General features: G+C 71.5%; 9 protein-coding genes. 2 read left to right on the top strand and 7 right to left on the bottom strand.

Going from position 1 to position 8,391, the window contains the following annotated elements; genetic code table 11:
- A partial coding sequence (locus E1283_RS37515) for a hypothetical protein (protein WP_165956249.1) occupies positions 1-1,160 on the top strand: 1,160 nt, incomplete at its 5' end.
- 31 nt (positions 1,161-1,191) lie between these two features.
- Here the strand turns inward: E1283_RS37515 and E1283_RS26660 are convergent.
- The 4 genes from E1283_RS26660 to E1283_RS26645 all read right to left on the bottom strand — a co-directional run bounded on the left by E1283_RS26660 (position 1,192) and on the right by E1283_RS26645 (position 4,510).
- Positions 1,192-1,632: a Fur family transcriptional regulator gene (locus E1283_RS26660; protein WP_132820705.1), complete on the bottom strand. Its 441-nt coding sequence runs from the start codon at positions 1,630-1,632 to the stop codon at positions 1,192-1,194.
- A 72-nt stretch (positions 1,633-1,704) separates the two neighbouring features.
- Positions 1,705-2,580, bottom strand: coding sequence for a metal ABC transporter permease (locus tag E1283_RS26655; RefSeq protein ID WP_132820704.1), 876 nt, complete (start codon positions 2,578-2,580; stop codon positions 1,705-1,707).
- Entirely contained in the window at positions 2,580-3,413 is an 834-nt protein-coding gene (locus E1283_RS26650) for a metal ABC transporter ATP-binding protein (RefSeq protein ID WP_132820703.1), read from the bottom strand. Before E1283_RS26650 ends, E1283_RS26655 begins: the two co-directional genes overlap by 1 nt.
- A gap of 83 nt (positions 3,414-3,496) precedes the next feature.
- A complete protein-coding gene (locus tag E1283_RS26645) occupies positions 3,497-4,510 on the bottom strand; it encodes a metal ABC transporter substrate-binding protein (RefSeq protein WP_132820702.1) in 1,014 nt (337 codons plus the stop codon).
- A gap of 188 nt (positions 4,511-4,698) precedes the next feature.
- Here E1283_RS26645 and E1283_RS26640 point away from each other — a divergent pair, with 188 nt between their 5' ends.
- Entirely contained in the window at positions 4,699-6,081 is a 1,383-nt protein-coding gene (locus tag E1283_RS26640) for a glycine--tRNA ligase (RefSeq protein ID WP_132820701.1), read from the top strand.
- Between the two features lie 45 nt (positions 6,082-6,126).
- On the opposite strand, the gene E1283_RS26635 is transcribed toward E1283_RS26640, so the two are convergent.
- From E1283_RS26635 to E1283_RS26625, 3 genes are read right to left on the bottom strand one after another with little or no spacing between them, the layout of a single operon-like run.
- Positions 6,127-6,717 (bottom strand): Uma2 family endonuclease, encoded by a 591-nt coding sequence (locus tag E1283_RS26635; protein WP_132820700.1) that lies wholly within the window; start codon positions 6,715-6,717, stop codon positions 6,127-6,129.
- A gap of 51 nt (positions 6,718-6,768) precedes the next feature.
- Positions 6,769-7,350, bottom strand: coding sequence for a TetR/AcrR family transcriptional regulator (locus E1283_RS26630; protein WP_132820699.1), 582 nt, complete (start codon positions 7,348-7,350; stop codon positions 6,769-6,771).
- 16 nt (positions 7,351-7,366) lie between these two features.
- Entirely contained in the window at positions 7,367-8,371 is a 1,005-nt protein-coding gene (locus E1283_RS26625) for an aldo/keto reductase (RefSeq protein WP_243745129.1), read from the bottom strand.
- Positions 8,372-8,391: the final 20 nt, after the last annotated feature.

Here is an 8,391-nt window from a genome sequence, read left to right as displayed (position 1 = left end):
CCGACCCCACCCCCAAGCCGCCGCTCGATCCGGACGCGGTCCACTGCTTCGACGAGGGCGACTCGCTCGGCCAGGAGTGGATACCCCAGGGGCTGACCGGGGTCTCCGACGCCCAGCAGGACGAGGCGTGGGGAACGGCCACCGGAACGCTCCTGACCGGCTGGTACGACAACCACAACCCCGGGCGGGACGCGGCCGGGAACTGCGCGGCCTCGACCTCCGGGCTCTGCTTCGAGAAGGGCGTCCGGGTCACCTTCGCCGACCCCGCCGCCGGCACCTACCGGCACGTCCTGCTGGTGTGGCCCTACTACGCCGGCGACGGCCGGATCACCTACCAGCCCATCCACTCGGCGGGCGGCCAGACCGGCATCCACGCCGGCGGCATGGTCTGGTACGGCAACTACCTCTACGTCGCCGACACCTACAACGGCATCCGCGTCTTCGACATGCGGTACCTCTTCGACCTCAACCCCGACCAGGACGCCGCGACCGACGACCGCACCCCCGACGGGCTCAGCAGCGATGTCGGGGACGGCCGACGGGTCGGGCGGCAGGGCGGCGTCTGGTACGGGCACGGCTACCGCTACGTGATGCCGCAGGTGGCCACCTGGCGCTACACCGCCACCCAGTACAACGACGGCGCCGCCTGCGCCGACGTCGGCGCGCCCAAGGCCTCGTACCTCTCCCTGGACCGCAGCGGCGTCGACCACCTGGTGGTGGGGGAGTACTGCTCGACCACCACCGCCCAACCGTCCACCGGCCGGGTCGGCGCCTGGCCGGTCGCCGAGCTCGAACGCCGCTCCGGCACCGTGCCCGCGACGGCCGGCTCCTCCTACTTCCTGCCCGTGCACCAGGCCCAGGGCGTAGCCCGCCACGAGGGCCGGTACTACATCAACCAGAGCCACCGCTACAGCAACGGCAGCCTGTGGCGGGCGACCGTGACCGGCGGCCGGCTCGCCCTGGCCGGCGGCGAGATCCGCACCGCCGTGGGCCCCGAGGACTTCTACCTCGAACACGGCGCGACGACCGGGGACCCGCCCCGCCTGTGGTCGGTCTCCGAACACCGGGCCGACATCGACGACCCCTCGTGCCGGAACAGCACCCCGTGCGGACGGGTGCTCTACGCCCACCGCCTCGACGCCGTCCGGGGACAGCCCTGACGGCGGCCCCACGCGGTCCGGGAGACGGGGCCTAGCCCTCCGCCGCCCGGGGGCCGCGCTTCCGGGCGGCGGCGCAGTCGCCGCAGGTGCCGAAGATCTCCACGGTGTGGCGGACGTCGACGAAGCCGTGCTCCTGGGCCACGGTGTCCGCCCACCGCTCCACGGCCGGGCCCTCCACCTCGACGGCCTTGCCGCAGGAGCGGCAGACCAGATGGTGGTGGTGGTCGTCGGTGCTGCACCTGCGGTACACGGACTCGCCGTCGCTGGTGCGCAGGACGTCGACCTCGCCGGCGTCGGCGAGGGACTGGAGGGTGCGGTAGACCGTGGTCAGCCCGACCGAGGCGCCACGGTGCTTGAGCATGTCGTGGAGCTCCTGGGCGCTGCGGAACTCGTCGACCTCCGCGAGCGCGGCGGCGACCGCCGCACGCTGACGCGTCGAACGGCCACGCACCGGCGGTCCTGACGTCTCCACGAGTGCCTCCCTGTTCGGCGTGCGGCTGCCCTCACCGGTTCCGCCTGGCCAGGGTAGCCGCTTTCCGGGGGCTCACGGACGGGCGGCCGGCTCCGGGGCCGGAGCCGGCGCCTGTGCCGGGAGTGCGCGCCGGGCGCGCCGCCTGGCCAGCGGCAACGCCAGCAGCGAGGCCAGCGCGAACAGGCTGAGGGCGATCAGCACGATGGTGGCGCCGGGGGGCACGTCGGCGTAGTAGGACGTGACCGTGCCGGAGAGCGAGACCAGCACGCCGAAACCGATCGCCGCGGCCAGGGTCATCGCGAAGCCCCTGGTCGCCTGCTGGGCGGCCACCACCGGGATCACCATCAGCGCGCTGACCAGCAGCAACCCGACCACCCGCATGGCCACCGTCACGGTGGCCGCGGCGGTGACGGCCAGCAGCAGGTTGAGCGCCCGCACCGGCAGACCCGTGACCCGGGCGAACTCCTCGTCCTGACAGACGGCGAACAACTGCCGGCGCAGGCCGAGCGAGATCAGCAGCACGAAGGCGGACAGCCACAGGATGGCGGTGATGTCCGCGGGCGAGACGGTGGTGACCGAGCCCCACAGGTAGGACGTGAGGTTGGCGGTCGAGCCACCGGGGGCCAGGTTGATGATCATCACACCGCCGGCCATGCCGCCGTAGAACAGCATGGCCAGCGCGATGTCGCCGCGGGCCAGGCCGGAGGAGCGCAGCAGTTCCATCGCGACCGCGCCGACGGCCGAGACGGCGACCGCCATCCACACCGGGCTCGTGTTGAACAGGAAGCCGAGCGCCACGCCGGTCAACGCCACGTGGCCGATGCCGTCGCCCATCAGCGCCTGCCGGCGCTGCACCAGGTAGATCCCGACGGCCGGCGCCGCCGCGCCGATCAGCAGGGCGGCCAGCAGCGCCCGCTGCATGAAGGGGTAGTCGAGGACTTCGAACATCACAGGATCCCGGTCTGGAGCGTCGGCCCGACGGCCCGCCCGAGCGGGTCATGGGGGCCCCTCCCTGGGGGCACCTCCCAGCCGCCAGGCCGGGGGCCGTTGGCCGGGGGAGGATGGCAGGCGGACTCCTCGGGCAGCGGCGCCACACCGTCGCCGACGTCGCCCGGGCGTTCCACGACGCGCTCGACGCGGCCGTGCGCCAGCACCACGGCGCGGTCGATCAGCTGCCGCAGCGGGCCGAGCTCGTGCAGCACCAGCAGCACGGTGGCGCCGCGGTCGAGCTGGGCGCGCAGGGTGTCGGCCAGGATGGCCTGGCTGGCCAGGTCGACGCCGGCCAGCGGCTCGTCGAGGACCAGCAGCTCGGGCTCGCCGGCGAGGGCGCGGGCGATCAGCACCCGCTGGTGCTGGCCGCCGGAGAGGGCGTCCACGGAGTCCCCGGCCCGGTCGGCGAGCCCGACCAGGTCGAGCGCCCGGTCGACGGCGGCCCGGTCGGCCCGGCCCAGCGGGCGCAGCCCGCGGCGGGCGAGCCGACCCGCCGAGACGACCTCGCGCAGGGTGGCCGGCACCCCGCCGGTGGCGGTGGAGCGCTGCGGCACGTAACCGAGCCTGCGCCAGTCGCGGAAGCGGTGGACGGCGGTGCCGAACATCCTCAACTCGCCTCCGCTGACCGGCACCTGGCCGACCGTGGCCCGCACCGCCGTGGACTTGCCCGAGCCGTTCGCCCCGAGCAGCGCGACCACCTCGCCGGGCCGCACCGTCAGGTCGACGCCGCGCAGCACGGGCCGGCCGCCGAGTTCGGCGGTCACCCCGGTCAGCGATATCACGGGCTCCATGGCCTCACCGCTCCTTCCGTGCCTCTGGGCCTCTGGGCCTCTGTGTCTCTGAGCCGATCGTTCCGCGCCGTGGCCTCGTGGCCTCAGGCGCCCAGCGCCTGCTGGAGGGCCGCGAGGTTGGCGCGCATGACCTCGAGGTAGTCAGCGCCGGGGGAGTCCTCGGTGATTCCCTCGACCGGGTCGAGCACCGCCGTCTCGAGGCCGAGGTCGTCGGCGAGGGTTCGCGCGGTCTCGTCGCTGACCAGCGTCTCGAAGAACACCGTGGTCACGCCGTCCTCCCTGGCGATGTCCTGGAGGTCCCGCATCCGGGCCGCGCTCGGCTCCGCCTCGGGGTCCAGGCCGGTGATGGCCTCCTCGCGCAGCTCGTAGCGCTCGGCGAGGTAGCCGAAGGCGGCGTGCGTGGTGATGAAGGTCCGGGCCGGCGCGTCGGCCAGGCCGGCGGCGAACTCCTCGTCCAGGGACTGGAGTTCCCCGACGAGCTGCTCGGTGTTCCGCTCGTAGTCGGCCGCGTGGTCCGGGTCGGCCTCGGCCATCGCGTCGCCGACGCCCCGGGCCACCTCGGCGTAGCGCACCGGATCGAGCCAGATGTGCGGGTCGCCGCCCTCGTGGTCGTGGCCGTGACCGTCGTCCTCGGCGTGCTCCTCTTCCGCGTGCTCGCCCTCGGCGTGCTCGTCCGCGTGCTCCTCGCCGTCCACCTCGTCGCCGTGGGTCTCCAGGGTGGTGAACGAGGTGGCCTCGACGACCCGCGAGGCGCCGGACTGCTCCACGGCCTCGTCCACGACGGGTTGCAGGCCCTGGAGGTAGACCACCAGGTCGGCCTCGCTGAGCGAGGCGGTCTGGCGGGGGCTGAGATCCAGGTCGTGCGGCTCGACGCCGGGCTCGGTGAGGGTGGAGACGGAGACGTGCTCGCCGCCGATCCGCTCGGCGAGGAACTCCATGGGATAGAACGACGCCACCACGTCGAGCCGCCCGTCCGCGCCCGCGCCACCGCCCTCGTCACCGGACCCACAGGCGGTCAGGGACAGCAGCCCCAGACCGGAGACACCGGCGAGAAGGGCGGCGGAGCGTATTCGGGAGCGTGCGCGTCTTGCGGTCATGACAGCCATTTTCAAGTTATTTGGAAACCATTGTCAACTGTGGATCCCGTGATGTGACCGGCGCCTCTCGCGTTCCGGGTGGTCGGCGCGGCCCTCGACCCCCGCCGGCCAACCGATTTGGTGCGGGCCCCTCGTCCGCCGGTAACCTGAGGCGATTCCTTCTCGTCCTTCGTCCCGAAGAGAGCACCGTGGCCGCCGACAAGATCGACACCATCGTCAGCCTCAGCAAGCGCCGTGGCTTCGTCTATCCCTGTAGCGAGATTTACGGCGGTCAGCGCGCCGCCTGGGACTACGGACCACTGGGCGTCGAGTTGAAGGAGAACGTCAAGCGGCAGTGGTGGCGTTCCATGGTCACCTCGCGCGACGACGTCGTCGGCATCGACTCCTCGGTCATCCTGGCCACCGAGGTCTGGGAGGCGTCCGGCCACGTCGCCACCTTCAGTGACCCGCTGACCGAGTGCACCTCCTGCCACAAGCGCTTCCGCGCCGACCACCTGGAGGAGGCGTACGAGGAGAAGCACGGTCACGTTCCGGCCAATGGTATGGCTGATATCAACTGCCCCAACTGCGGGAACAAGGGCGGCTTCACCGAGCCCAAGCAGTTCTCCGGGCTCCTCGCCACCCACCTCGGCCCCACCCAGGACACCGGCTCGATCGCCTACCTGCGGCCCGAGACCGCGCAGGGCATCTTCACCAACTTCGCCCAGGTGCAGCAGACCTCGCGCCGCAAGCCGCCGTTCGGCATCGCGCAGATGGGCAAGTCCTTCCGGAACGAGATCACCCCGGGCAACTTCATCTTCCGAACCCGCGAGTTCGAGCAGATGGAGATGGAGTTCTTCGTGAAGCCGGGCGAGGACGAGCAGTGGCACGGCTACTGGATGGACCAGCGCTGGAACTGGTACCGCGACCTCGGCCTCTCCGAGGAGAACATGCGCTGGTACGAGCACCCCAAGGAGAAGCTCTCCCACTACTCCAAGCGCACCGCCGACATCGAGTACCGCTTCCAGTTCGGCGGCTCCGAGTGGGGTGAACTCGAGGGCGTGGCCAACCGCACCGACTACGACCTCGCCTCCCACTCCAAGGCCTCCGGCCAGGACCTCAGCTACTTCGACCAGGAGGCCGGCGAGCGCTGGACCCCCTACGTCATCGAGCCGGCCGCCGGCGTCGGCCGCACCATGCTGGCCTTCATGCTGGACGCCTACCGTGAGGACGAGGCGCCCAACGCCAAGGGCAAGATGGAGAAGCGGGTCGTGATGGCCCTCGACCCCCGCCTCGCCCCGGTCAAGGTCGCGGTCCTCCCGCTGTCCCGCAACCCGCAGCTCTCGCCGAAGGCCAAGGACCTGGCCACGGCGCTGCGCCGCCACTGGAACATCGAGTTCGACGACGCGGGCGCCATCGGCCGCCGCTACCGCCGCCAGGACGAGATCGGCACCCCGTTCTGCGTCACCGTCGACTTCGACACCCTGGAGGACAACGCGGTGACCGTCCGCGAGCGGGACTCCATGAAGCAGGAGCGCGTCTCCCTCGACCAGGTCGAGAGCTACCTGGCCGGCCGCCTCATCGGCTGCTGACCGCGGTGTGGGAGCCGCGTGCGCGGCTCCCACACCTACGGCCGATCAGCTCTTCCAGTCGGCCGTGTCCAACTCGCAGTCGAACGGTGCCGGGACATCAACCTTGTCGCCGAACTTGATCTCGGTGTGCCGCTGATACCCCTGCTCCCCGGGCTTGGAGTACATGGTCACGGTCGACCGCTCCATGTCGACGAGCACGTAGACCGGCACGCCCCCCTTCCCGTAGTACTCGACTTTCTCCGCGCGGTCGTACTGTGCCGTGGCCACGGAGGTGAGTTCCGCGACGAGCGACAGCGCCGCACCAGGTAGGTGGACGCTGTCGATGTCCGTCGCCTCGGCATCGGACACATGGAGGTCGGGGCCGATCGCCTTGTTCTGCCCGGGGAACGCGAACAAGAAGGGGGCGGTGTCGATCACGTGCCCCTGTGGTTCGTGTCCTGACAACTGCCGCATCATGCTCCGCAGGATGGGCCGATAAGTGCCCTTGGACCACGGCGACAAGATGATGCTCCCCCTGATGATCTCCGCCCGGTAGCCATCGGGCACGTCAAGTTTTTCCAGCGTGTGGAGCAGTCTTTCGAACTGCGCCCTGTCGCTGGTCTCTATCGTCTGGGGTCGCTCCATCATCAATGTCATGATGCGCCTCCTTCGGCGGCTTATCCAGTAGTACGCACAGTTTATGGGTGGCTACTGACAGCCGCGGACGACGAGGTCGCGGAGGGCCGTGAAGTCCGCTTCGGCCTCGGGGAGGGCCCAGCGGGCCGCGAAGTGCGGCTTGTGGAACATCGCGGTGGCCTGGTGGACGGCCCGGGCCAGGACGGCGGACTCCGGCGGGCCGGGGGCGAAGACGTCCGCCGCCCGGCCGTCCTCGATGATCCGGGTCAGCTGCCCGACCAGGTCGGCCACATGGGCCGCCACCACCTCGCTGAGCTCCTCGGCCAGCACCGTGTAGGTGGCGAACAGCTCCGGATCGTCCATCGCCTTGCGGCGCTTGGCGTGGAACAGCACGGTCAGCCAGTCGGCCAGCCGCCGGTCCGCCGGCCCGGGGCCGGCGGCCAGGGGTTCGAGCAGGACGGTGGTGTGGTCGATCCACCGCTTGGTGACCGCCTCCCGCAGCGCCGTCTTGGTGCGGAAGTGCCGGTAGACCGAGCCGTGACTGACCCCGAGCGCCCGCGCCACGTCCACCACGGTCGCCTTCGTGGGGCCGTAGCGGCGCAGCACGTCCTCGGTGGCCGCCAGGATGCGCTCGGGGGTCAGCGCCTCGGTCATCCCGTCCCCCTGTTCGCTACTTCTCGCTGTCCAGCATGGCCATCTGCTCCGCCCCGTACCGGTCGCCCGCCGCGGCATCCGCCGGGACCGCCCGCTCGATGGCGGCCAGGTCGTCCGCGTCGAGGGTAACGTCCAACGCCCCCAACGCCTCACCCAGCCGCTCCCGCGTCCGGGCCCCGACCAGCGGCACGATCTCCTCGCCGCGGGCCAGCACCCAGGCGATGGCCAGCTGCGCCACGCTCGCCTCCCGCTCCCTGGCGATCTCCCGCAGAGTCTCCACGAGGCCCAGGTTGTGCCGCAGGTTGTCCCCGCTGAACCGTGGACTGTGGGCGCGGAAGTCGTTGGCCGCTACCTTCCGGTCCGGCGACCAGTGCCCGCTGATCAGCCCGCGCGACAGCACCCCGTAGGCGGTGACGCCGATGCCGAGCTCCCGCAGCGTCGGCAGGATCTCGCGTTCGATGCCGCGGGAGATCAGCGAGTACTCGATCTGCAGGTCGACGATGGGCGCGGTGGCGGCGGCCCGGCGAATGGTCTCCGCCCCGACCTCCGACAGTCCGATGTGCCGCACGTACCCGGAGTCCACCAGCTCCGCGATCGCGCCCACCGTCTCCTCGACGGGCACGGCGGGGTCGACCCGGGCGATCCGGTAGACGTCGATGTGGTCGACGCCGAGCCGCTGCAACGAGTAGGCGACGAAGTTCTTCACCGCGGCGGGGCGGCCGTCGATACCGGAGAAGCCGCCGTCGACGGTGCGCAGCGCGCCGAACTTGACGCTCGTCAACGCCCGTTCCCTGGCGGCGGCCGGCGCGCTGCGCAGCGCCTCGCCGATCAGCATCTCGTTGTGGCCCATGCCGTAGAAGTCGCCGGTGTCGAGCAGCGTGACCCCGGCGTCCAGCGCGGCGTGGATGGTGGCGATCGACTCGCCCCGGTCGGCGTGCCCGTAGATCGGCGACATGCCCATGCAGCCCAGGCCGAGCGCGGAGACCGCCGGCCCGGTCCTGCCGAGCCGGCGGTGGGGCAGCGGAGTCGAGGGGGCCGAGG

Origin of the sequence: Streptomyces hainanensis (genome assembly GCF_004348415.1) — a bacterium.
GTDB lineage: Bacteria > Actinomycetota > Actinomycetes > Streptomycetales > Streptomycetaceae > Streptomyces > Streptomyces hainanensis.
The sequence above is the reverse complement of the archived record's forward strand: the minus strand, read 5'-3'. Positions and strand labels throughout refer to the sequence as shown.

Bases quoted from the DNA above. Each gene is read 5' to 3' on its own strand.
- E1283_RS26655 (WP_132820704.1), bottom strand. From the start codon at position 2,580: ATGTTCGAAGTCCTCGACTACCCCTTCATGCAGCGGGCGCTGCTGGCC.
- E1283_RS26645 (WP_132820702.1), bottom strand. From the start codon at position 4,510: ATGACCGCAAGACGCGCACGCTCCCGAATACGCTCCGCCGCCCTTCTC.
- E1283_RS26650 (WP_132820703.1), bottom strand. From the start codon at position 3,413: ATGGAGCCCGTGATATCGCTGACCGGGGTGACCGCCGAACTCGGCGGC.
- E1283_RS26630 (WP_132820699.1), bottom strand. From the start codon at position 7,350: ATGACCGAGGCGCTGACCCCCGAGCGCATCCTGGCGGCCACCGAGGAC.
- E1283_RS26635 (WP_132820700.1), bottom strand. From the start codon at position 6,717: ATGACATTGATGATGGAGCGACCCCAGACGATAGAGACCAGCGACAGG.